Origin of the sequence: Amycolatopsis sp. FDAARGOS 1241 (assembly GCF_016889705.1) — a bacterium.
GTDB lineage: Bacteria > Actinomycetota > Actinomycetes > Mycobacteriales > Pseudonocardiaceae > Amycolatopsis.
The window spans coordinates 3,283,944-3,306,926 of sequence record NZ_CP069526.1; the positions used below are offsets into that span (position 1 = coordinate 3,283,944).

The following is a 22,983-nucleotide window of genomic DNA, read 5'->3' on the forward strand; positions in this document are numbered from 1 at the left end:
TGCGTACGCTGAGCCGGTGGACGGACCCGGCCCGGGGGTGATCAGGGTCTTCCTCGTCGACGACCACGAACTGGTGCGCCGCGGAGTCGCGGATCTCGTGGAGGACGAGGAAGACCTCACCGTGGCGGGCCAGGCCGCCTCGGCCGCCGAGGCGCTGGCGCGGATTCCCGACCGGACGTCGCCGTGCTCGACGTGCGCCTGCCCGACGGCGACGGCGTTCGGCTGTGCCGTGACCTGCGGGCTACGCTGCCGGGCCTGCGGTGGCTGATGCTCACGTCCTACACCGACGAGGAGTCGATGGTCGGCGCCGTGCTCGCGGGCGCCGACGGGTACGTCATCACGGACACAAGGGGCTGCAGCTCATCGACGCGGTGCGCCGCGTGGCCGCCGGGCGCAACTTGCTCGACGAACGCGCGGTATCCGCGGCGGTGGGGAAGGTGCGCGAGGGCGCGCGCAACCCGGGCCCGCTGGCCGCGCTGACCGAGCAGGAACGCGTACTGCTGGATCTCATCGGCGAGGGACTCACCAACCGGCAGATCGCCGAACGGATGTTCCTGGCGGAGAAAACGGTAAAGAACTACGTGTCGCGGCTGCCGGCGAAGCTCGGCGTGGAACGGCGGACCCAGGCGGTCGTGCTCGTCACCGCCTTCCACGACGAGCGGCGGTGCACCACCGGTTGATCACGGCCGGCCCGGCGAGGGCGGGCGGACCGCGCTCGCCGGGCCGTTTCCAGCGGTGCCCGCTCGGGTACCGGCGCGGGGGCGCCGTGGCCGAGGCACAGCGGGACCTGCGGCCACAGCCCGCCGCCGAGCAGGCCGCGCAGCTCGCGGCGGCTCGCCGGGGTCAGCACGTCGGTCCAGTGGGCGGCCGACTGGCCCGCGACCGTCGCGGTGAGCAGCACGCGTTGCACGGCCTGCCCCGCGTGCAGCTGCGCGAGCGGGGTGTCGTGGAGCGAGCCGACGGCCACGAGCAACCGTTCGGGTGCCAGGTCGAAGCCGCTGGAATCCGTGCGTCGCAGGATTTCGCGCAGCCGGGGAAGGTGCTCGGGGCCGATCGTGGCGGGCCACGCGCGTTCGAGCTCCGCGGCGCGGCGCAGTTCGCGGTGCACCACCGGCGGCACGACCGCGGTCGTTGAACGGGCTGCGTTGCCGCGGCGGATGCGGATGGCTCCCGCGAGCCGGCGCTCGATCGGCGTCACCGGCTCGAGTCCGCGCGGGCGCACCACCGCCAGGAGATCGGGCCGGCTCTGAGCGGGCAGCACCCACACGTCGGGGTGGCAGCCTGGGCTTTCACCGCGAGCCGAAGGTTGAGCAGGGCCGCGCCGCAGTCGAGCAGCTGCCCGCGCCGGCCGTTGCGCGACGGCGCGACGTAGAGCTCGATCGACACCGGGGTGCAGCGGAACCGCCACGGGCGCCCCTCGTGCAGGGCGGCGGTGTGGTCGCGGCGACCAGCACCGCCCGCACCTGGCGGTCGGTGAGCCGTCCGACGGGTATGACTCCGGCCTTCACGGTGCGACCTCTCGGGCACGTCGGCCGTCCACGGCGCGCTCTCCCGCCGACCCTGGCTAGTGCCGAACGTCCCGCGTGGCGGGTCCAAGGGTCGCCGGTGACGGGTGACCCCGGGCCCGGATTTCCGTGCCAGAGTGGGGGGATGCCGGACGTCGACGACCGGAGACCGGGCACAGCCCGGGCCGGGGAACGGGACCGGATGGACGCGCTGCTCGCCACGGTCCCCGGGTTCTCCCCGGGCCTGGAGCTGGACCGCACGCTGCGCCGGGTCGTCGCCACCACAACGGATCCCGCCGGAGCCGGTTGCGGCGCCCTCGCCGCGGTGGACCAAGACGGGGCCACCACGGGGTTCGCCGGCGCGCACCGCGAGCGCTTGTCCCTGACGGAGAAGAAGACGGGCGAGTGCTTCACCGACGACGACGACCTGGCGTTGGCCGGTCTCGCGGCTGCCGATGGGATCGCGTTCCCCGGCACCGAGGACACGCACGGGGGCACCGCGTGGCCGGACCCGGACGCCGGCGCGCTGACCGGCGCACCGGTCACCTCGCTGGTTGCCGTTCGCGCGTCCGGGCAGGCACGGTTCACCGACCGGCTCGTGATCGACGGGCCGGGCACCAGTGCCGGGCTGCCGGCCGGGAGTCGCGCGCGGCGGGCTGCCGAACCTCGAACGGCGGTCCGCCGAGTCCGGCGGCACGTTCCAGGGCGAGCCGGCGTTCCCGGGCCGCACACGTCTCGTGTGGACAGTGCGCCGCCCGGTGGCCGGCGCGCGCGGTGCGACCCTCGACGTCCGCTCGTCCGTCCACATCGGACCCGACGGGGCGGGCCGAGTTGCGGCAGGAGGTGAGTGCGATGAGCGGGTCGGCGGAGTGGTTCAGGCGGATGGGCCGCACGCTGTTCGCCCGGCACGGCGGCCTGGCGCGGCCGTCGGACCGGTTCCAGGCGGTGGTGCTGGCCGTCTTCGTGGTGCTCGCCCTCGTGGCGGTGCCCATCGCCGTGGGGCTCGGCTCGGGCACCACGGCGCAGCGCGGCCGGCAAGCGGCCGAGGAGGCAGCCGCGCGCCACCAGGTTCCCGCGACGCTGCTCGTCGACGCGTCTCCCGACGACGCCGCGATCGGACCCGACGGCGTCCCGGCCGGACCCAGCCCGCGCGACGCCCGCTGGCGGCTGCCCGGCGGCGGCTACCGCGTGGCCAAGGTCGACGCCGACTTGCAGCTCCACGCGGGGGAAACGGTCCCGATCTGGGTGGACCGCGCCGGCAACCTCGTGCCCCCGCCACTCGAGCGTCGCACCGCCGTGGTCGAGGGCGTGCTGACGGGGTTCGGCGTGTGGGCCGGGTCCTGCGCGGCGCTGGCTCTGCTCTACGGCGGGCTCGTGCTCGGCCTGGACCGGCACCGGCTCAAGCGCTGGCAGCACGAGTGGATCGTCGAGCTCGACCGGAGAACCCCATCGTGACCGGCCCCGGCCGGCCCTTCGGAGGAAGGCGGAACACCCATGCTCACCCTGTCCGAATCCGCCACGGAAGCCATCGACCGGCTCACCGTGACCTACCAGGTCGGACGTCGCGGCGGCTTCCGGCTCAACCTGGCCGGTCCGCCGGAGGCCGGCTGCGCCGTGGATGTCGAAGCCGCGCCCTGTCCGCGCGGGGACGACGACGTGGTCGCGTTCGACGAGATCCAGCTCTTCCTGTCGCGCGAAGCCCGGGAGGGTCTCACCGAAAAGATCCTCGACGCCCGAGAGGACTACGAGGGACACTTCACGTTCTCGATCGTCAACGCCGGGTGCTGACCCGCCGGCCCGGGAAACCGGTTACGAGGGCTCCCGCGGGGCCGGCATCGTTCCCCCGCCCGGGTGTTCCGTCGGTTCGGCTGTCCGCTGTGGACCGTCGTGGGACGAGAGGCCCCGCAGGCGGTCGATCATGCGGTGGGCTTCGGCTTCGGTGAAACGGCCCTGGCGGGCATAGCCCAGGATGGCGAACACCGTGCTCATGTGTGGCTCGGCGATGCCGGTAAGATCGACGGAGTCCATGGCCCCCCCTCGTCAGACGCGTCCGCCGGGGGCACGGGCGGCGCACTTCGCACCCTACGCCGGTCTCGGCGCGTCAGGACGAATCGCGGCAAACCTTTCAGCGCAACGATTTCAACGATCGCGGACGGTGAGGATGCCGACCGGGCAAGGAAAACTGGTGCCGACGTGGGGCAAACCGAGCTGGATCAAGGATTCTGGGCGGGCGTGACCGCGGTCATCGCGCGATCGAGGTAGCCCGCGAACGTGGCCTTCGCACCTCCAGCGAGCCACGCGCGCTGCGCGGCGAGCAGGCACGCGAACGCGGAACCGATCACCGCGCGTGGGGCCGGGTCGGCGGGCTGGTACGGCGTTCCCCGCTGCTCGGCCCGTTCGCGCAGCACGACCTCGGCGGCGGACTCCATGCGCTGCAGCTTCTCGAGGTAACTCGCCAGCAGGGCCGGGGTCGCGAACACGATGCGCTGCATGGGATCGGCGACCTCGTGCTTGCCGGGGGCGTCGACGAAGGGGACCAGCAGGTCGAACGTCCGCCGCAGCGACTCCCACACCGGCTCGTCGGGCGGGCGCTCACGCAGCCGCTCGACCATCGTGTCCGCCAGTACCTCGAACTTGCCGACGATCAGGTCTTCCTTGGTGGGGAAGTAGCGGAACAGGCTGCGCCGCGACAAGCCGGCCGCCTCGGCGACGTCGTCCATGGTCGTGCGCTCGTAGCCGTGCTCGACGAACAGCCGCTGCGCGGCCTCGGTGATGTCCCGCTGGACTGCCCGGCGGGTCCGTTCCCGCAGGCCGGGGCGGTGTTCGTTCACCGGCACCACAGTAGCAGGCAGGGTCAGAGTTGACACTCAGTGCCAAGAGTGTCGTACAGTGTCAGGCATCGACCCGTGAAGGAGTGCCATGTCCCCGAAGACGATCGTGATCACCGGCGCCAGCGACGGCATCGGTGCCGCCGCGGCCCGCGAACTGCACGGGCGCGGTCACCGCGTGGTGGTCGTCGGGCGGTCGCCCGTCAAGACCGCGGCCGTCGCGGGCGAGCTGGGCGTGGACCACCACGTCGCCGACTTCACGTGCTTCACCGAGGTCCGCGAGCTCGCTGCCGCTCTCGACGCGGCGCACCCGCGCATCGACGTGCTCGTGAACAACGCGGGCGGCGTTTTCGGCGACCGAGCCAAGACCGAGGACGGGTTCGAGCAGACCGTGCAGATCAACCACTGGCGCCGTTCCTGCTCACCGCCCTGCTGGTGGACAAGCTGCTCGCCTCGCGCGCGTCGGTGATCCAGACGGCGAGCGCGGGCGCCCGGCTCTTCGGCGACCTGCGCCCCGACGACCTCGACCACGACGCTGCCTACACCCCGCACAAGGCCTACGGCACCGCCAAGCTCGAGAACATCTTGTTCACCCGCGAGCTGCACACGCGGTTTCCACGCCCGCGGTCTCTCGTCCGCCGCGTTCCACCCCGGCGCAGTGGCGACGCGCTTCGCCACCGGCAGCGCGAGCTTCATGCGCCTCGTCTACACCAACCCGATCGGCCGGCTGGTCATGCTCAGCCCGGAGAAGGGCGCGCGGCAGCTGGTGTGGCTGGCGACCACGGCGCCGGGCGCGGACTGGGAATCCGGCGTGTACTACGAACGCGGCCGCCGCGCTCGCCGGGTGAACCCGCAGCGGCGAAGGACGACGACCTCGCGCGCCGCCTGTGGGACCGGTCCGCCGAGCTGGTCGGGGTAAGCGTCGGCTGACCGCGCGAGCGGGGTTCACCGCGGCCGCAGCCCGTCCACGAGAAGGTCGAGTAGTCGCGAGGCGAGCGCCCGCTGGTCTTCGTGGCCCGCGATGAGCGTGACGCCGCCGATCGCCATCATCACGTCGTCCGCCGGGACGTCGGAGCGCAGTGTCCCGGCCTCGGCCGCGGCGGCGAGCATGCGCTCGATGGCCGCGCGCAGGAGGTCGCGGCTGTGCGTGCGCAGGCCCTCACGCGCGGCGAGGATGCCCGGCAGCGCTTCGGCCATGCCGTTCTTCGTGAGCACGTAGTCGACGAACCGGTCCATCCACGCCCGCAGCGCGGCTTCGGGTGGCAGCTGGGCGAGGAGGCCGGCGGCCGAGCCGGCGAGCCGCTCGGTCTCGCTGCGGTAGGTCGCCTCCACCAGGTCCTCGCGGGCCGGGAACCGCCGGTACAGCGTGGCGATGCCGACACCGGCCTCCTTCGCGATCGCTTTGAGCGAGGTGTCCGCGCCCTGCCGGGAAAACGCGCGCGCCGCCGCCTCGAGGATGCGGTCCTGGTTCTCCCGTGCGTCGGCCCGCAACGACCGTCCCGCGTTCGGCACACCACTCTCCTTGCTAAGTGGACCCGGCTCCGGTTACGGTCGTAAGTGGAACAGGCTCCACATATCAGGCTAGCGGAGCGGAGAGAGGACAGCACCATGACCCAGCGCAGCACGACACCGTTCGGGGCGACGGCCACCGCCGCCGAGGTGATCGCGGGGGTCGACCTGACCGGCCGGCGCGCGATCGTGACCGGCGCCGTGTCGGGGATCGGGGCGGAGACCGCCCGGGCGCTGGCCTCGGCCGGCGCGGAGGTGACCCTCGCCGTGCGCGACACCGCGGCCGGCGAGGGGGTGGCGCGGGACATCGCGACCGGCACGGGCAACGCGGCGGTCCACGTGGCTGCGCTCGACCTGGCGGATCCGGACTCGGTCGCCGCGTGCGTTCAGTACTGGCCCGGACCGCTGCACATGCTGGTGGCGAACGCCGGCGTGATGGCGACACCCGAGCGGCGGACGACGCAGGGCTGGGAACTGCAGTTCGGCACCAACCCCCTCGGCCACTTCCAGCTCGCGACCGGCCTGCACGGCGCGCTCGCGGCGGCCGGCGGCGCCCGCGTCGTGGTGGTCAGCTCGGTCGGGCACGTGAACGGCGAAGTGCTCTTCGACGATGTGTCCTTCACGCACACGCCCTACGACCCGTGGGCGGCCTACAGCCAGTCGAAGACGGCCAACGTGCTCTTCGCCGTCGCCGCGGCGCGGCGGTGGGCGGCGGACGGGATCGCGGTCAACGCGCTCAACCCCGGCCGCATCCGGTCGACGAACCTCGGGCGACACCTGGCCAACCCGCCCACGGCGTTCGACCCGGCAGGCTCGACCGGCGTGTCGGTGAAGGACATCCAGCAGGGCGCCGCGACGTCGGTGCTGCTGGCCGCGTCGCCGCTCGTGGCGGGCGTCACCGGCAAGTACTTCGAAGACGGTCGGAAGCGGAGCCGTTCACCGCGGGCCTGCGGCGCGGAGTCGCGGACTACGCGCTCGACCCGGAGAAGGCCGACCGGCTCTGGACGCTGTCCGAGCACCTGCTCGCCGAGGCAGGCCACCCGGTCCGGTGACCGGGCTCCGGTGGGGTGACCGCGACGTTCACGGCGCGGTCACCCCACCGGGCCGGGAGGCTCACTCGCGCAGGAACGTCAGCAGCTCGGCGTTGAACGTCGCGGCGTGGGTGACGTTGAGGCCGTGCGGGGCGTCGGCGACGAGCACCAGGCGGGCGTCCTTCACCATCTCGGCGGTGCGCTTGCCGCTGATCTCGAAGGGCACGATCGCGTCGGAGTCACCGTGGATCACCAGGGTCGGGATCGTGAACGCCTTCAGGTCCTCGCGGAAGTCCGTGTTGGTGAACGCGGTGGTGCAGTCGAGCGTGCCCTTCGGTGACGCGAACGCGGCGATGGCGGTGTTGTACGCGTGCACCGACGGGCTGACCAGGTCGGTGCGGCCCTTCACCGCGAAGAAGTTCGTGACGAACCCTTCGACGAACGCCGGGCGGTCGGCGCGGATGCCGTCGTGGAACGACGTGAGCAGGGCGTCGTCGAAGCCGCCCTCGGGGTTGCCGTCTTCCTTGTGCAGGAACGGCGGGACGGCCGCGGCGAACACGGCCTTGGCGATCCGGGTGGTGCCGTAGCGGCCGACGTAGCGGGCGACCTCGCCGCCGCCCATCGAAAACCCGACCAGCGTGACCTCGGTGAGGTCGAGCGCGGTGAGCAGCTTGTCGAGGTCGTCGGCGAACGTGTCGTAGTCGTAGCCCTCCCACGGCTGCGACGACTGCCCGAAGCCGCGGCGGTCGTAGGTGATCACGCGGTAGCCGTCCTCGACGAGCGCCGGCACCTGGGCTTCCCAGGAACGGCCCGACAGCGGCCAGCCGTGGATCAGCACGACCGGGCGCCCGGCACCGCGGTCTTCGTAGAACAGCTCGACCGGTGCCCCGTTCTCTTCACCGACGGTCAGCTTGGGCATGAGATGTCCTTCCCTCCAGAATGGTGTGGTCTGGCACTCCGGGCCGTGGCCCCGTTGCCGGCGCCGGTGCTGCCGAGGGGAACCGTAGTCCCACCATGTGGTCGGGCGGCAGTCCCACCAATGGAGTAATTGTGTGAATACTTCCGTGACGCGTCCGTTCGGGTGACGGGTCGGCCGGGGATTCGTTGCCTCCCAGAGGTTTCGGCTGGCAGGCGCGTTTTTCCACCGCCGCACGCGGGCCCGGCCGACGTCCCGATGCGTGGCTCGATCAGCACGCTCGCGTGGTCCGGCCACTCTGGACGGTCCCGCGATTTCGGACGTGGCGGGACGATTCCGGGCATCGGGGAACCGGCTCCCCGGCGGGGAACCGGTTCCCCGTTTTCCCGGGTTTCCCGATAGTGCCCTGGTTCCCGGGTACGAACGGACGTCCTCAGTGGACGGCGCGCCTCACGCCTCGGCCATGCCCGCGGTGAGCGAGCCCCGGGCCGCGCGCCGCGCCGGCAGGGCGGCCGCGAGCGGGGCGGCCAGCACCGCGGCCGCGAGCAGCACCGTGAGCCGGGGCCACGGCAACGTGAACAGGACCGGTTCGGCGGCGGTCGACGCGACGCGCGTGATCAGCCACGCCGAGCCGACACCGAGCAGCAGCCCGCACGCGGCGCCGAAGACCGCGACGAACACCGACTCGGCGGTGAGCGTCGCGCGCAGCCCGCCCCGCGTCAGGCCGAGTGCGCGCAGCAGTGCCGACTCGCGCGTGCGTTCGAGCACCGACAGCGACAGCGTGTTGGCGATGCCGGCGAACGCGATCAGCACGGCGAGAGCCGTGAGTGCCCACAGCAGGTCGAGCGTGCTGCGCAGTGGTGCCGACAGCTGGTCCTCGAGGTCGGCGATCGTGTTCAGCTGCGCGAGGGGAGTGGCCGCGAGCGCGTGGTCCAGCCCCGCCCGGACACGGTCGGCGTCGGCGGCCGTCGCGACCTTCACGAGCACACTGCCGTCGTGCTCGCTGTCCGCCAGTGCGACGCGGGGCAGCTCGCCGAGGTCGACGAGCCCGAGCCCGAGACTGGCGCCCGGCGCGTCGACGCTGTCGTACACCGCCACGACCCGCAGCGCCCCGGACGCCGTGCGCACCGTCTGGCCGACCGACAACCCGGCCTCTTCGGACAGCTGCCGGCTCACGGCGAGTTCGCCGGGGCCCAGCCGGTCGAGCCGCCCGGCCAGGACGACCGGCCGCAGCAGCGTGCCCACCGCGTCGCCACGCACGGCGGTCATGCCGTACGCGCCGAGGTTGCCGAGGTCACCCGTGAACTCGGTGACCGGCGCGGCGGCCGCGACCCCCGGCACCGCCGCGAGTGTCGCGGGCAGCGTCGGCGGCAGCTGCTGCCCGTTCACCACCGACGTCACGGTGAATTCCGCCGTCAGCTGCTGTTCGACGCCCCGGCCCTGACCCGCTTCGACCCCGGCGGTCACGGTCGTCACGAGCGCCACCACGGCCAGCCCGATCGTGAGGGCGGCCGCGGTCGCCGCCGTGCGCCGCGGGTTGCGGTCCGCGTTGAGCGCGGCGAGTTTGGCGGGCTCACCCAGCACCGGCCCGGTCACCGAGCCGAGCGCCCGCACGACGGGACCGGCCAGCAGCGGCCCGACGGCGAGCAGCGCGCCCAAGAGCGCGACCATCGCGAAGACGGCGAGCACGGCACCGTCCTCGACCTCGGCCGCCAGCGCCCCGATCGTCGCGGCGATCCCGGCGACCAGTAGGACCACCGCGGCGATCGTGCGGGGCCGGCCCGCGCGTGCCCGGCGGCCCTCGACCGGCGTCCGCATCGCCTCCACCGGGGCGACGCGCGTCGCGGTGCGTGCCGGGGGCACGGCTGCCAGCACCGTCACCACGACCCCGATCACGATCGCCAGCACGGCGGTGCGGGCCGAGAGCGGCACGTACACCGGCGCACCCGGCGGCCCGGTGATCGCCTGCAGCGCCGCGGCGACCCCGAGCCCGCCGAACACCCCGGCGACCGAGGCGACGAGCCCCACCGCGCCGGCTTCCAGCAGCACCGCACCGAACACCTGCCGCTTCCCGGCGCCCACGCAGCGCAGGAGCGCGAGCTCCTTCGCTCGCTGCGCCACGAGGATCGTGAACGAGTTGGCGATGACCATTGCGGCCACGACCATCGCGAGCACGGCGAACGCGGTGAAGAACTTCGTGAGCCCGGCCGAGTCCGGCGCCGCGTTCGACAGCAGCTCCGAAGCGGCGCGGTCACCCGTCACCACGCGGACACCCTTTCCCCCGACGGCCTTGTCCAGGCCGGCGACGAGCGCGGCCGGCGCGACCCCCTGCGCCGCCCGGACCACGATCTCGCCGTACTCCGGCTCCGGCGCCACCTGCCGCAGCCCCTCGGGGGTCAGCACCAGGTCCTCGGCGCCGATCCCCGCGTCGGACGGCCGGCTGAAGGTGCCGACCAGGGTGAACGGGTGCTCGCCGCCCTGCTGGTCGAACAGCGTGACGCGCTGCCCGAGCGTGAAGTCCGCGGCGGTGGTCTCCTCCATCGCGAGCTCCCCGGGCTGCTGTGGGAAGCGGCCGCCGGCGAGGTCGAACGGCCGCAACGCGGCGTCGGCGGGCAGCGCGACGGCGCCCGCGTCGCGTGCGTGGCCGGTGGTGTCGCGCAGGGGAGCGCTGACGGTGGTGCGGCCCTCCGCCGCGGCCACACCGGACACCCCGCGCACCTTCGCGAGCAGCGCGTCGTCCAGGCCACCACCACCGCCGCGGGTCTGGTCGACGACCGCGTCGACCCCGCGGGTCTGGTAGGCGACGGCGGCACGCAGCCCGGCGCCGACGGCCGCGGACAGAATGAGCGAGCCGGACACGAAGGCCACCCCGAGGGCGATCGCGACGGCCGAGAGCAGCAGGCGCAGGGGCCGGGCCCGGACCCCCGCGGCGACGACGCGCAGCATCACGCCACCAGCCCGCTCAGCGCGGCCAGCACGGAGTCGGCCGTCGGGTGGGGCACGTGCGCGGCGACGCGGCCGTCGGCCAGCAGCACGCCGTGGTCGGTGTAGGACGCGGCGACCGGGTCGTGCGTCACCATCACCACCGTCTGGCCGAGCTCGCGCACCGACGCGCGCAGGAAGCCGAGCACCTCCGCGCCCGAGCGCGAGTCGAGGTTGCCGGTGGGCTCGTCGGCGAAGACCACCTCCGGCCGGCCCACCAGCGCGCGGGCGCACGCCACGCGCTGCTGCTGGCCACCGGACAGCTCCGCGGGGTGGTGGCGCAGGCGCCGGCGCAGCCCGAGCGCGTCGACGACCACGCCGAACCACGACGGGTCGGGCCTGCGGCCGGCCAGGCGCAGGCCGAGCAGGATGTTCTCTTCGGCGGTCATCGTCGGCAGCAGGTTGAACGCCTGGAACACGAACCCGATCCGGTCGCGCCGCAGCCGCGTCAGCGCGGCGTCGGACAGGCCGGTGAGCTCGGTCTGCCCGATCCGGACGCTGCCGGAGTCCACCGTGTCCAGCCCGGCGAGGCAGTGCATCAGCGTCGACTTGCCGGACCCCGACGGGCCCAGCACGGACGTGAACCGCCGCGCCGGGAAGTCGACGGACACGTGGTCCAGTGCCCGCACCGCCGTGTCCCCGCGGCCGTGGACCTTGACGACCCCGCGGACGCCTGCCGCGACCAGACCGTCCATTGTGCTTGGTTGCATGAGTTCTCCCCGAACTTCGCCTGTGGTGCCCGGCGATCATGGCGGGCGCGGCCTGAACGGTTCCTGAACCCACCTGAAGAACGCTTCAGGTGCCCGCGGCGGCGTCTGGGAAGATCGGGTTCATGAGGGTGCTCGTGGTCGAGGACGAGCGGCGGCTCGCCGAGACGCTGCAGTGGGGGCTCGAAGCCGACGGTTACGCCGTGGACCTCGCCCACGACGGCGAGACGGGGCTGCAGCTCGCGCAGCTGCACCCGTACCAGGTCATCGTGCTGGACATCATGCTGCCGAAGCTGAACGGCTACCGGGTTTGCGCCGCGCTGCGCGAACGGGGCGTGACGACGCCGATCCTCATGCTGACGGCCAAGAACGGCGAGTACGACGAAGCGGAGGCGCTGGACACGGGCGCCGACGACTTCCTGAGCAAGCCGTTCTCCTACGTCGTGCTCACCGCCCGCCTGCGCGCGCTCGTGCGCCGCGGCCGGGCGGCCGCGGCGGCGACGCTGACCTTCGGCGATCTCGTGCTCGACCCGGCGAAGCGCACGTGCCGGCGCGGGGGCACCCCGGTGGCGCTGACGACGAAGGAGTTCGCGGTCCTGGAGTGCCTGCTGCGCCACGACGGCCACGTGGTCGCGAAGCACGAGATCCTGGAGCAGGTGTGGGACCTCGCGTACCAGGGCGACCCGAACATCGTGGAGGTCTACGTGAGCGCGCTGCGGCGCAAGCTGGACGCGCCGTTCGGGCGGCGCACGATCGCGACCGTGCGCGGCGCCGGCTACCGGCTGGTGGCCGACGGGCCCCATGAGTAGGGGGTGGCCCGAGTCCGTGCGGCGGAGCACGGCGCTCGCGGCCGTGCTGCTGGCCGTGGTGGTGTTCGGGCTGGGCTGGTGGGGGATCCGGCAGTTCGTGTCGACGCAGCTGTCGCGCAACGCGGTGACCGCGACGCGCGCGGAGCTCGACCGGCTGGCCGCCGCGTACCGGCTGGGTGCGCTCCCGTCGGCGGGGCTGAACGGGGACGCGATGTTCGAGGTCGTCGCCGACTCCGGGCAGGCCGTCGTCCACAGCGAGAACCTCAGCCGGCTCGATCCCGCGTGGCGGCCGCTGCCGCCCGCCCCGCGCGGTGCGCCTGCCGGCTGGGTCACGACCACGAGCGCGACGCTGCGCCCGGGAACGCACCCGCAGTGGCGTGAGTACCGCACTTACACCGTCGTCGGGACGGTGGTCCCGGACGTACCGGCCGCTCTCGTGCAGCCGCTGGGGCGGTCGGGGTCCAGTGTGGACGCGGGGTTGTCCGGCGCCGCGGGGCCGCGATACCGGTTGACGCTCTACCTCTACGTGCTGCCCTGGGACACGCTCGGCACGGTGGGGCTGTTCGACGACACGCTGCGGGTGTTCGTGCCCGTCGCGGTGCTCCTGACGGGGATCGTCGCGTGGTTCGCGGCCGGGCGCGCGCTGCGGCCGGTGGAGGCGATCCGCTCGAAGCTCGCGGAAGTGAGCGGCAGCAGGCTCGACCGCCGCGTGCCCGTGCCGCGGTCGAAAGACGAAATCGCGCGGCTGGCCCACACGACCAACGACACGCTCGACCGCCTGCAGCGCGCCCACGAGCGGCAAGAGCGCTTCGTGGCCGACGCGAGCCACGAGCTGCGCAGCCCGCTGGCGAGCCTGCGCACCGGTCTGGAGGTGGCATTGGCCCACCCCGGCCGAGCCGACTGGCCCGCCGTCGCCGAACGTTCCCTCGACGATGTCCGGCGTCTGCAACGCATCACCGCCGACCTGCTGCAGCTGGCGGTGGACCAGGCCGGCGCGCCCGCGTCCGACCCCGTCGACCTCGCCGACGTGGTGCGCGAGCAGGTTGCCGAACGCGCCTTGTCGGACGGTCCGACGTTCCGGTCCTTTGTGGACGGACCGGCCGTGGTGCCGGGCGAACCGGTCCAGCTCGAACGCCTGCTGCGCAACCTCCTCGACAACGCCGCCCGCCACGCCGCGTCGTCCGTGACGGTCACCGTCGGCCGCACCGGCCCCCACGTCGTCCTCGAAGTCCTCGACGACGGCCCCGGCATCCCACCCGCCGACCGCGAGCGGGTGTTCGACCGCTTCGCCCGCCTGGACGACGCGCGCACCCGCGACGCCGGCGGGTCCGGCCTGGGCCTCACGCTGGCCCGCGACATCGCCCACCGCCACGGCGGCACCCTCACCGCCGAGGACTCCGCCAGCGGCGCCCGCCTCGTCGCGTGCCTCCCGGCTGCCGATGCGGCGGTCACTGCCGCCGAGTGAACGGATGGGCCCCGGCTTCACACCGCCTTGCGCGCGAAGCGGTGTGCCGGTTCCCCTGTGCGGTGCGCTCGTCCCGACCACGGCGCCGGCGCAGGCGCGGGCGAGGTGCACAGTGCCGTGCGGGCTGCGGCTCTGCCGGCGACGAGGCGGCCGGCGTTGCTCTACCACGGTGTCCGGCGCGAGGCTCTCTCGCCTAGCGCGCGGCGAAGGCGGCCAGTCCGGCGGTGTTCACGTCGGGTGTGTTCGACCGGCGAGGCCGCGGTGTTCTACGGGCGCCGGTGCTGGTCGCGCGCCGCCGCTCGCGCGGGAGGTTTCAGGGGGCGGGAGCGACTGTTCCGGTCGGTCGCGCGGGGTCAGGGGGTCGTCGACGTGGTGCTGGTGGAGCCGCCGCAGACGTCGAGCACCGAGCGGACCGACGCGGCGACCTGGCCGGCCGCGGAGCGGACCGCGGCGGTGTCCAACGGCTGGGTCGTGAGGGCGGTCTCGAGCTGTCCGACGGCCGCGCCGGCCGCGTCGAGGCCGGCGCGGGCGTTCGGGCCGAGGGTGTCGCGGGCGGCGTCGAGGGCGGCGGCCAGGTCGCGGCCGGCGGTGGCGACCTGCTCGCGGCTCGTCTGGCCGGCGACGAGCGCCTGCACCTGACTGGTGAGGTTGCGGGTCGCCGAGCTGACCGCGGCGCACTCGGTGCTCGTCTCGCCGGCGGTAGGCGAGGCGGTGGGCGCGGGGGTGGGGGACGGTGTTTGTCCATTTTGGCCACCGCCGGCTCCGCCGCCGCACGCGACCGCGATCGCGGCGACCGCGGCCACGACCGCCGCGGCCCCGGTGCGCGCTGTTCGCCGTGTGGGTGCGCTCACGGGCGCTCCTCTCCCGCCGCGGGCGACGTGGCCTGGGCTCCTGTCCCCCCATCGTCGCGGCGGCGGCGGCCGGGGTGCCTCGCCTGATCCGGGTGACCTGTCCGCAGCGCGGAACGCCGCACGGCCACCGGACCCGGTCGAATCGAAACAACCTCCCCAGGATCAGGCGTCAGCACGGAAATCCCCACCCGGCGCGGAGCACCACTCTCCGAAGAGGAGCAGGACCTCTTGCCATCGCTCGACGACCGTGGCCCCCGATACCGGTATGGCGCCGGAAAATCACGGGCTCGGCGACGGCGGATCCCCGGGAAACCGTTCTCTCCGTGAACGGTCAGCGTTTCGCGGTGATCGTGGTGACCGGCAGCCCGAACCGGCGCTCGGCCTGGTGCGGGAGGTCGGCCTTGAGCCAGCGGGAGGCGCGCCGGGGCAGCGTGGCCACGACGATCTCGTCGAAGTCGCGGTCGGCGAGCACCTTCTCGATGGCTTCGAGGGGATGGGCGCTCCCGAGGTCGCCGTCCGCCTGGACCTTCTGCGCGGCGAGGTCGGCGAGCACCTGGTCCAGCCGTTGCCGGGCCTGCGCCGTGGCCTCCTCGTCGGAGGCGGGTCGACCGGAGTCCAGCACCACGCTGGGCATCGGCATGAGGCCACCGGCGGCGGGCACCGTGTGGTAGTGCGCGGCGGCGGTGTTCGGGACGAGCACGTAGAAGGAACTCGGCCCCGCCTCGATCCTGGTGCGGAGCTCCTTCTGCAGCTCCGGCCCCAGGAGGGTCTGGTTCGCGACCACGAGGTAACTGCGCATGAAGACCACCCACTTGGTCAGCCCTTGACATGGTGTCCTGATTCATGATAAGGCGCGCCGCTCGTCGTGGTCTACGGGCGAGTGGTGCCGGGGCCTTGTGTGAACCCCGTGCGGGGGACAACGCCGGCGTTCCGCCTTACCTCAGTGGCCACCATCGAGACGGGCCCCAGGTCCACAGAGGATTTGCTGGGCGCGGATCCCCGATGAGGTCTCGGATCCTCCGGCCTCACCGCAGGTGGGACAGGTCGGCAGCGCCCACGAGCCCGGCTTCGTTGCCCAGTTCGGCGATGCGCACCTTCGCGGTCGGGCGGTGTCCGCGGCCGGTGAGGTTCTTGCGGAAGACGACCTCGGCCGGCGCGCGCAGGATCTCCCCGGCCTCGGACACGCCGCCGGCGATGACGAACATGCCCGGATCGAGGATCGCGGCCAGCGCGGCCATCCCGCGCCCGAGCCATTTGCCCAGCTCGTCGAAGCAGTTCAGCGCGGTCACGTCCCCCGACTGCGCGGCCGCGGTGACGAGGTGGCCGGTGATGCCCTCGGGGCGCCCACCGGCGAGCCGCAGCAGTTCCTGGGCCATCGAGGGCGCCACGGTCGCCTGCTCCTGCGCTTCGAGGACGAGCGCACGCCCGCTGCCGTACTGCTCCCAGCACCCGTGCAGGCCGCACCCGCAACGCCGGCCGTCCGGGACGATGGTGAAGTGCCCGATCTCGGCGGCCAGCCCGTACCGGCCCCGCAACAGCTTCCCGTCGACGACGACGCCGCCGCCGATCCCGGTGCCGATGGTGAGGATGACGGCGTGGGACTCGCCGCGGGCGGCGCCGAACCGGGCCTCGGCCCACGCGGCCGCGTTGGCGTCGTTCTCCACGACCACGGGCATGCCGAGCCGGTCCTCCAGAGACTCGCGCAAGTGCTCGTCGCGCCAGGCGAGGTTCGGCGCGAACATGACGGTCGAGCGCTTCTCGTCGACGAAGCCCGCCGCGCCCAGCCCGACACCGACCACGGTGTATTCGCTGGTCAGCTCACGAACAGCGTCGGCGATGGACTCCTGGGTCCGCGGCGGGTCGTCGGCGGGTGTCGGGCGCCGGGTGCGGGCGACGATGTGCCCGCCCTCGTCGACGACCCCCGCGGCGATCTTGGTGCCGCCGATGTCGACGCCGATGGCGAGTGTCCTCTCGGCCGTTTCCCGGACCCGCCGGGGAACCGGCTCCGCCGCTGGTGCTTGGCTGTTCATGACGCCCGCCCCGCCAGTTCGTGGGTGCCGAGCGCCGCGACGTCGATCTCGTCGAGGGAGGTCACCACGATGTCGGCCCGCGCGGCCGTGAGCAGCGCCTCGTCGTCGGCTCTGGCGACCCCCAGCGCCGACATCCCGCCGGCCTTCGCGGCTTCGATGCCGCTGGCCGCGTCTTCGACGACGAAGCAGTCTTCGGGGGCGACGCCGAGCTCGGCCGCCCCGGTCAGGAAGATCTCCGGGTGTGGCTTGCCGTGGGCGAAGTCGCGGCCGGAGATGTCGGCGTCGAAGGAGTCGAGCAGGCTCAGCCCGGGCGTCACGAAGTCGTAGGAGAGGCCGTTCTGCGCGGCGAAGGTGTCGAGGCGGATCTGCCGCAGGAAGAGCCCCGCGTTCTTCGACGACGACGCCGCGGCGGTCGGGATGCCCGCGGCCTTCACCGCGAGGACGAAGCGCAGCGCGTCGGGGTACGCCTCGAACTCGCCGGCCTCGATGAGCTTGATGACCATGGCCTGCTTGTGCGCGCCGTAGGCCTCGACGCGATCCTTCGCGTCGGGGACCTCGAAGTGCTCGAGGGCGGCCAGCGCTCCGGCTGCCCGGGGTTTGCCGGACATCACCTGCTGGTAGACCTGCGGGGTGAAGCGGTCGTCCGACCACGTGGTCCGGTCGCGGATGTCGGCCCAGTCGGTCTCCATCAGCTCGCGCAGCGAATCCTTCCAGGCCCGCTCGTGCGGGGAGTCGACGAGCACGCCGTCGACGTCGAAGATCGCGCCCTCAAAGCCCGTCGCCATGGTGGCTCCCTTCCGCGCGGTCCCGGTGGCCCTCCCGGGTTGGAGGTCCGGACTCCCGCGACAGCGTGAAGACCCGGCTGTCCCCCGCTCCGAGTTCATGGACCTCGTCCCCGACACCGACGCGGATCGGTCCGCGGATGCCCTGGGGGAGCGCGAAGACCGTCAGCTCGTCGCCCGCTATCGACACCCGCAGCGGTGCGCCGCGGAACTGCATCGAGAAGACCAGCCCGTCGAGCCGGTCGAGCAGGGTCGGTGCGAAGTACAGCACGCCGTCCCGGACCGCGGTGCCGACGTAGTAGCGCTGCAGCAGGTCCAAGGTCCCGGACATGACACCCATGTGGATGCCTTCCTTGGTCGTTCCTCCTTGGACGTCGCCGATGTCGCTCTCCAGCGCCACGATGAACCGGTCCCAGGAACTCTTCGGGTCCAGCGCGGCGAGCACGCCGGCGTGGGTGACGAGACTCAGCGTCGAACCGTGGGAGGTGCGCCGGTCGTAGTAGTCGATCGTGCGCCGGGTCAGCTCCGCGTCGTGCTCGTACCCGAGCCTGCGGAAGAGGGTGCGCAGCTCGTCGTCGGAGAACAGGAAGAACAACATGACCACGTCGGCCTGCTTGGCCAGTTTGAACCGGTCGGGATCTTCGCCCTCGGCCTTGAGGATCCGGTCCAGGCGCTGGATGTTGGTGTGCTCGGCCCGGTAGTGCTCCCAGTCGAGTTCGGCCAGGTCCAGGTAGCCCTCGAACTGGCTGATGATGCCGTCCGGGTGGAACGGCACGTACATCTTGCGGCTCATCTCGTCCCACGCGTGCAGCTCGTCGTCGGTCAGTCCGAGCCGGGCGCGCAGCGCGGCCCGGCGGCTGGCCGGCAGCAGCCTCAGCACCCGCGGAGCGGTGTCGGCGATCCAGGCCACCATCACGTTGGTGTAGGCGTTGTTGTCCAGGCCGCCGTTCGCGCTGCCGGGGTAGCGTTCGTGGAACTCGTCGGGTCCCATCACGCCGTGGATCTCGTAGCGGTCGCGTTCCGGGTTGTACTGGGCGATCGAGGCCCAGAACCGCGCGATCTCGAGCATCAGCTCGGCGCCGTAGTCGCGCAGGAACTCCCGGTCGTCGGTGGCCTGGTAGTACTGCCAGACGTTGTAGAAGATGGCCGCGTTGACGTGGCGCTGGTTGTGGCTGAGGTCGGGGTCCCACTGGCCGGAGAGCGGATTGAGGTGGACGACCTGGGTTTCCTCGGTGCCGTCACTGCCGCTCTGCCAGGGGAACATGGCGCCCCGCAAGCCCGCGTCCTGGGCGGCCGCGCGAGCCTCGATGAGCCTGCGGTAGCGGTAGAGGAGCAACCCCCGGGTGATCCCGGGCAGCCGGAAGTTGAGGAACGGGTAGATGAACAGCTCGTCCCAGAACACGTGCCCGCGGTAGGCCTCGCCGTTGAGTCCCCGCGCCGGGACACCCGCGTCGTGCCGCGCGGTGTGCCGGGAGCAGACCTGCAACACGTGCGCCACGTGGAACCGCAACAGCAGTTGCACACGCGGCTCCCGCGGGAGCTCGAGGTCGCAGACCTCCCACAGCTCCGTCCACGCCGAGGCGTGCTCCGCCAGCGCCTCGGCGAAGTCCGGATAGCGCAGGACGCCCCGGCCGGCGGCCGCCAGCGTCTCGGTGATCGCGTTGTCGTGCGAGGTGAACAGCGACACCATCTTCTCCACCCGCACCGGCCGTCCCCGCGCCACGTCGAAGGCGATGACCTGCTGGATGTAGTCGTCCATCTGGTGCAGGGTGCGCTCCACCGGAAGCTGTTCGCCGTCGCGGAAGACGCGGGTGCGGGCGGCCTCGGTGACGTAGATGTTCGACTGCCGGGTCTGCACCTTCAGCGCGATGGTCTCCGGGCCGAACGTACGGGGGGACACCGGGTCGAGATGACGTCCCTCGAGCTCGCGGTAGCGCGCGACCATCTGATTGGTCACCCGGCCGTCCAGCCCGGAGATCACCTCGACGTGACCGGACCAGTTCTCGGGCGTCAGCGTCCATTCGATGCCGGCCTGGTGGCTGTGGGCCATGCTCACGAAGCGACGGCTGCGCAGCGTCGTCTCCCGGCCGGAGCGGTCGCGGAAGCGCAGGACGCGCTGCAGGGTCGCGAGCCGGATGTCGTAGGAGTGCTCGTAGGAGATCAGTTCGACGTTGCCGAGCCTGATCGCCTCCTCGCCGTCGATGCGCAGCTTGAGCACCAGCCAGTTCGGCAGGTTGACCAAGTCCTCGTTCTGCACCGGGTGCCCGCCGAGGATGGTGGTCTCCCGGTTGAAGCCACCGTGCGCGTAGGTGCCGGGGTAGTGGACTCCGTCTGTGTCCTCCCACTCGGCCGCACCGCGGGTGCAGAAGTACCCGTTGCCCGTCGACGTCAGCGATTCCCGCAGTCCCTCGGCGCCGGGATCGAAGTGGTCGTAGACGAGTACGCAGTCGGACACGGCTTTCCGCTCGTCCGGGGGCGAGCCCTCGCCGACGGCCAAAGTGGACAGCAGCTGCGTCACCTCTTCCGTCGAGGCGAGGATGAAGTCGGCCGACGTGGTCCTATCGCCCACCTCGGGGTCGTCCGCGCTGCCGACGAAGATGCCGACTCCGCCCCGATCGGCCAGTGCCCGGAAGGCGTCCTCGTCGGTGATGTCGTCGCCGAGGTAGATCGGGACCACGTCCGGTGAGTCCAGGCGCAGGGTGCCGAGCAGGTGGAGCACGGCCTTGCCCTTGTGCCAGTCGATCTTCGGCTGAAGCTCGTAGACCATCTTGCCCGGCGTCATCTTGAGCCGGTCCGGGTGCTCGGCCAGCAGGGTCTCGACCGCGGTGGCGATCCGGCTGCGCCCGTCCGGGTCGACGAGCCGGTAGTGCACGGCGACCGAAGCCTTCTTCGGTTCGATCACCACGCCCGGGATCGAGCCGGTTTCGGCCCGCAGGCGCTGGGTGACCTCGCCGACGACGTCCTCGAACCCGCTCGCGGCGTCGTGGTGGATCTCGCCGGCGGTCGGGCTCCAGATGTCGAACCCGTGGCTGCCCGCGACGACCAGGTCGTCGATCCGCATCAACCGCTGCACGTCGAGCCGGTCGCGCCCGCTGACCACGCACACCGGGCAGCGCATGGCCAGCGCCCGCACCGTGTCCCGCATCCGGTCGGAGATCACCGCGTCGTCGGGATGAGCCACGATCGGGGCCAGCACACCGTCGTAGTCGAGGAACACCGCCGGGTGCCTGCCGGCCACCCGCTCGGCGAACCGATCACCGTCGCGCAGTGCGTGGGGAAGATCTCGGACCGTCGGCGTCGGCTCGGTCATCGTCAGGCCATCTCCTCCAGCTCACGCCCCTTCGTCTCCTGGACGTACTTGATCACGAAGAAGATCGACACGAAGGCGAAGAACGTGTAGACGCCGTAAGCCAGGCCCAGCCCGACATCCGACAGCGCCGGGAAGGTCGTGGAAATGAGGAAGTTGGCCAGCCACTGCGCCGCCGCGGCGACGGACAGGGCCATCGCGCGGATCTTGTTGCTGAACATCTCGCCGAGCAGCACCCACACCACCGGGCCCCACGTCGCCCCGAAGAACACCACGTAGACATTGGCGGCGATGAGGGCGATCGGACCGGCCGCACCCAGGTCCGGCGTGCCGTTCACGATCGGTGCGGTGCCGAAGAGGATCGCGAGGACGCCCAGGCAGACGAACTGACCGATCGAACCGATCAGCAGCAGTGGCTTTCGGCCGATCCGGTCGACCAGTGCGATGGCGATGACCGTGGTGACGATGTTGGTCACCGACGTGATCACGGTGATCGCCAGTGCGTTCTGCTCGCTGAACCCCACCGCCTGCCAGAGAGCCGACGAGTAGTAGAAGATCACGTTGATGCCGGTGAACTGCTGGAAAATCGACAGTCCGATGCCGACCCAGACGATCGGCAGCAACCCCAGCCTCGGGCCACGGATGGTGGCGAAGCCGGTCTGCTCGGTCTTTCCCCTCAGCGTCCGGACGATCTCCGTGATCTTCGCGTCGACGTCGCCGCCGACGAACCGGCGGAGGACCTCGGCCGCCTTGGCCAGCTGCTCCTTCTGGACCAGGTGCCGCGGCGACTCCGGGATCGTCAGGGCCAGGAGGCCGTAGGCGAGCGCGGGCACCGCCAGCGACAGGAACATCCACCGCCAGGTGGCGAGGCCGAACCAGAGCGGATCCAGTGCGCCGCCCGAACCGGCGACCAGTGCGTAATCGACCAGCAACGCAACGAAGATACCGGTCACGATGGCCAATTGCTGCAGCGAGCCGAGCCTGCCGCGCAGGTACGCCGGTGAGATCTCCGCGATGTAGGCGGGCGCGATCACGGACGCGGCACCGACGCCGAGACCGCCGATCAGCCGCCAGAACGCGAGATCCCAGATCGAGAACGACAACCCGCTGCCCAGTGCGCTGATGGCGAACGCGATCGCCGCGAGCCACATGACGCGGATGCGACCGTAGCGGTCTGCGATCGCACCCGCGAACCAGGCGCCGATCGCGCAGCCGATCAGGGCCGCGGCGACTGCGAAGCCGAGGACGAAGGGCGACGCGCCGAAGTTCTGCCCGACGGCCTTGACGGCTCCGTTGATCACCGCGGTGTCGTAGCCGAAGAGGAAGCCGCCGAGCGCCGCCGTCGCGGCGACGAGCACGGTGCGCCCGGTACTCGGGGTGGCATAGCCGACCTGCTGGGCGGGGTCGCCCGGCTGCTGGGAGGATTCGCTCGGCGGTGGTTGCCCGCCCGGTGTGGTCCCCACTTGGACCTCCCCTGCCCGAGGGTTTTCGAGGCGGTCTGCGCTCGACAGCTCCCTCACACTTCTCTCCAGAGTGTGTCTGAAATCACATCCAGTCAAGAGGGTGCCTCAGCGAGCCCGAGCTGAAGATCTGCCGGTTCAGCTGCCCGCGGCTGGAGGTAAAACCGGGCGGAGGACGCCTCTGCGGTACGAGTCGAGCTGTCAGGGAGGGCCTCGGGCGGCCGGACCGGCTTGTCGCCGTGGTCGTTCGGGCTCGTTGCGGGAGCAGTCCCGCAACGAGCCCGACGTGATTTTCGCCGGCTCCCGGCGCCGCTTCGGGGCCGCGTTGACCGGCGGGGCGCGCGGCGGGCCTAGAGCTGCCGTCGCAACCGGTTCCGCCGGCCTAGGGAGAGAAAGCGCTTTCCGCCAGTAGCTGGGATTCGCCGGTTCGGCAGATTCCCTGTTGCCTTCCTGCGAACGCCAGGCCCGCTGAACGCGGATCGGCGCCTCCGCCAGGGTTGAACCAGGTCGCGGCGGGACGTGGGCGGCCTCGCGGAGTCAGTTCGCGGCGCCGAGCCGCTGGGAGAGCAGCCTCTTGCCCTGCTCCGCGCCCTTCCGGCTTTCCCCCTGCGCACGGCGGAAGAAGTCAGCGAGCTCGCGGTCGCCTGCGCGGTCGGCATCGGCGATGTAGGACTCCATGCGCAGTGCATTGCTCAGGCAGGCCTCCACGAACCAGATGATGTTGTAGTCCTTGTCCTGCGTACCGGTGACCTGGCCGGTTTCGCTGCTGACCACGATTCCTCCTCGAACTCGTTTCCGACG

At 72.1% G+C, this 22,983-nt stretch carries 23 protein-coding genes and 1 pseudogene; 9 read left to right on the forward strand and 15 right to left on the reverse strand.

The window, feature by feature from the left end; genetic code table 11:
• The first annotated feature begins 37 nt into the window (after positions 1-37).
• Positions 38-680 (forward strand): annotated as a pseudogene (locus I6J71_RS16095) (response regulator).
• Here the strand turns inward: I6J71_RS16095 and I6J71_RS16100 are convergent.
• Positions 578-1,222 (reverse strand): hypothetical protein, encoded by a 645-nt coding sequence (locus I6J71_RS16100; protein ID WP_204095444.1) that lies wholly within the window; start codon positions 1,220-1,222, stop codon positions 578-580. The pseudogene I6J71_RS16095 and the gene I6J71_RS16100 overlap by 103 nt on opposite strands.
• On the reverse strand, positions 1,195-1,386 hold the full coding sequence (locus I6J71_RS16105; protein WP_204095445.1) for a hypothetical protein: 192 nt from the start codon (positions 1,384-1,386) through the stop codon (positions 1,195-1,197). Before I6J71_RS16105 ends, I6J71_RS16100 begins: the two co-directional genes overlap by 28 nt.
• A 264-nt stretch (positions 1,387-1,650) precedes the next feature.
• Here I6J71_RS16105 and I6J71_RS16110 point away from each other — a divergent pair, with 264 nt between their 5' ends.
• From I6J71_RS16110 to I6J71_RS16120, 3 genes are read left to right on the forward strand one after another with little or no spacing between them, the layout of a single operon-like run.
• Entirely contained in the window at positions 1,651-2,352 is a 702-nt protein-coding gene (locus I6J71_RS16110) for a hypothetical protein (protein ID WP_204095446.1), read from the forward strand.
• A gap of 5 nt (positions 2,353-2,357) precedes the next feature.
• A complete protein-coding gene (locus I6J71_RS16115; RefSeq protein WP_204095447.1) occupies positions 2,358-2,960 on the forward strand; it encodes a hypothetical protein in 603 nt (200 codons plus the stop codon).
• A 39-nt stretch (positions 2,961-2,999) separates the two neighbouring features.
• Entirely contained in the window at positions 3,000-3,293 is a 294-nt protein-coding gene (locus tag I6J71_RS16120; protein WP_204095448.1) for a hypothetical protein, read from the forward strand.
• A 21-nt stretch (positions 3,294-3,314) separates the two neighbouring features.
• On the opposite strand, the gene I6J71_RS16125 is transcribed toward I6J71_RS16120, so the two are convergent.
• Together I6J71_RS16125 and I6J71_RS16130 are read right to left on the reverse strand one after the other, a co-directional pair.
• Positions 3,315-3,533, reverse strand: a complete 219-nt coding sequence (locus I6J71_RS16125) for a hypothetical protein (protein WP_204095449.1) — start codon at positions 3,531-3,533, stop codon at positions 3,315-3,317.
• A 185-nt stretch (positions 3,534-3,718) separates the two neighbouring features.
• Positions 3,719-4,336, reverse strand: coding sequence for a TetR/AcrR family transcriptional regulator (locus tag I6J71_RS16130; RefSeq protein ID WP_204095450.1), 618 nt, complete (start codon positions 4,334-4,336; stop codon positions 3,719-3,721).
• An 88-nt stretch (positions 4,337-4,424) separates the two neighbouring features.
• On the opposite strand from I6J71_RS16130, the gene I6J71_RS16135 reads away from it, so the two are divergent.
• The gene (locus I6J71_RS16135; protein ID WP_204095451.1) at positions 4,425-4,802 is read left to right on the forward strand and encodes an SDR family NAD(P)-dependent oxidoreductase; all 378 of its coding nucleotides are present in this window, start codon (positions 4,425-4,427) and stop codon (positions 4,800-4,802) included.
• A 189-nt stretch (positions 4,803-4,991) separates the two neighbouring features.
• Positions 4,992-5,252, forward strand: coding sequence for a hypothetical protein (locus I6J71_RS16140; protein WP_204095452.1), 261 nt, complete (start codon positions 4,992-4,994; stop codon positions 5,250-5,252).
• Positions 5,253-5,278: 26 nt separating this feature from the next.
• Here I6J71_RS16140 and I6J71_RS16145 read toward each other — a convergent pair whose 3' ends face one another.
• Positions 5,279-5,845 carry a TetR/AcrR family transcriptional regulator gene (locus tag I6J71_RS16145; protein WP_204095453.1) on the reverse strand — a complete coding sequence of 189 codons (567 nt, stop codon included), beginning with the start codon at positions 5,843-5,845 and terminating at the stop codon, positions 5,279-5,281.
• A gap of 96 nt (positions 5,846-5,941) precedes the next feature.
• On the opposite strand from I6J71_RS16145, the gene I6J71_RS16150 reads away from it, so the two are divergent.
• The gene (locus tag I6J71_RS16150) at positions 5,942-6,913 is read left to right on the forward strand and encodes an SDR family NAD(P)-dependent oxidoreductase (protein WP_370542153.1); all 972 of its coding nucleotides are present in this window, start codon (positions 5,942-5,944) and stop codon (positions 6,911-6,913) included.
• Between the two features lie 42 nt (positions 6,914-6,955).
• On the opposite strand, the gene I6J71_RS16155 is transcribed toward I6J71_RS16150, so the two are convergent.
• The 3 genes from I6J71_RS16155 to I6J71_RS16165 all read right to left on the reverse strand — a co-directional run bounded on the left by I6J71_RS16155 (position 6,956) and on the right by I6J71_RS16165 (position 11,466).
• Positions 6,956-7,792, reverse strand: a complete 837-nt coding sequence (locus I6J71_RS16155; RefSeq protein WP_204095454.1) for an alpha/beta fold hydrolase — start codon at positions 7,790-7,792, stop codon at positions 6,956-6,958.
• A gap of 447 nt (positions 7,793-8,239) precedes the next feature.
• A complete protein-coding gene (locus I6J71_RS16160; RefSeq protein WP_204095455.1) occupies positions 8,240-10,735 on the reverse strand; it encodes an ABC transporter permease in 2,496 nt (831 codons plus the stop codon).
• Entirely contained in the window at positions 10,735-11,466 is a 732-nt protein-coding gene (locus tag I6J71_RS16165; protein WP_204097085.1) for an ABC transporter ATP-binding protein, read from the reverse strand. Before I6J71_RS16165 ends, I6J71_RS16160 begins: the two co-directional genes overlap by 1 nt.
• Positions 11,467-11,603: 137 nt before the next feature.
• Here I6J71_RS16165 and I6J71_RS16170 point away from each other — a divergent pair, with 137 nt between their 5' ends.
• Both I6J71_RS16170 and I6J71_RS16175 read left to right on the forward strand, forming a co-directional pair.
• Positions 11,604-12,287, forward strand: a complete 684-nt coding sequence (locus I6J71_RS16170) for a response regulator transcription factor (protein WP_204095456.1) — start codon at positions 11,604-11,606, stop codon at positions 12,285-12,287.
• A 16-nt stretch (positions 12,288-12,303) separates the two neighbouring features.
• Positions 12,304-13,752 carry a cell wall metabolism sensor histidine kinase WalK gene (locus I6J71_RS16175; RefSeq protein ID WP_239154898.1) on the forward strand — a complete coding sequence of 483 codons (1,449 nt, stop codon included), beginning with the start codon at positions 12,304-12,306 and terminating at the stop codon, positions 13,750-13,752.
• 353 nt (positions 13,753-14,105) lie between these two features.
• Here I6J71_RS16175 and I6J71_RS16180 read toward each other — a convergent pair whose 3' ends face one another.
• The 7 genes from I6J71_RS16180 to I6J71_RS16215 all read right to left on the reverse strand — a co-directional run bounded on the left by I6J71_RS16180 (position 14,106) and on the right by I6J71_RS16215 (position 22,956).
• The gene (locus I6J71_RS16180) at positions 14,106-14,603 is read right to left on the reverse strand and encodes a hypothetical protein (protein WP_204095458.1); all 498 of its coding nucleotides are present in this window, start codon (positions 14,601-14,603) and stop codon (positions 14,106-14,108) included.
• Positions 14,604-14,934: 331 nt separating this feature from the next.
• Positions 14,935-15,402 (reverse strand): hypothetical protein, encoded by a 468-nt coding sequence (locus I6J71_RS16185; RefSeq protein WP_204095459.1) that lies wholly within the window; start codon positions 15,400-15,402, stop codon positions 14,935-14,937.
• A 226-nt stretch (positions 15,403-15,628) separates the two neighbouring features.
• Positions 15,629-16,633: an ROK family glucokinase gene (locus tag I6J71_RS16190; protein ID WP_204095460.1), complete on the reverse strand. Its 1,005-nt coding sequence runs from the start codon at positions 16,631-16,633 to the stop codon at positions 15,629-15,631.
• Positions 16,630-17,418 (reverse strand): HAD family phosphatase, encoded by a 789-nt coding sequence (locus I6J71_RS16195; protein ID WP_204095461.1) that lies wholly within the window; start codon positions 17,416-17,418, stop codon positions 16,630-16,632. Before I6J71_RS16195 ends, I6J71_RS16190 begins: the two co-directional genes overlap by 4 nt.
• A complete protein-coding gene (otsB, locus tag I6J71_RS16200; RefSeq protein WP_239154900.1) occupies positions 17,402-20,725 on the reverse strand; it encodes a trehalose-phosphatase in 3,324 nt (1,107 codons plus the stop codon). Before otsB ends, I6J71_RS16195 begins: the two co-directional genes overlap by 17 nt.
• A gap of 2 nt (positions 20,726-20,727) precedes the next feature.
• Positions 20,728-22,185 carry a sugar porter family MFS transporter gene (locus I6J71_RS16210; RefSeq protein WP_204095462.1) on the reverse strand — a complete coding sequence of 486 codons (1,458 nt, stop codon included), beginning with the start codon at positions 22,183-22,185 and terminating at the stop codon, positions 20,728-20,730.
• A gap of 534 nt (positions 22,186-22,719) precedes the next feature.
• Positions 22,720-22,956 (reverse strand): hypothetical protein, encoded by a 237-nt coding sequence (locus I6J71_RS16215; RefSeq protein WP_204095463.1) that lies wholly within the window; start codon positions 22,954-22,956, stop codon positions 22,720-22,722.
• Positions 22,957-22,983: the final 27 nt, after the last annotated feature.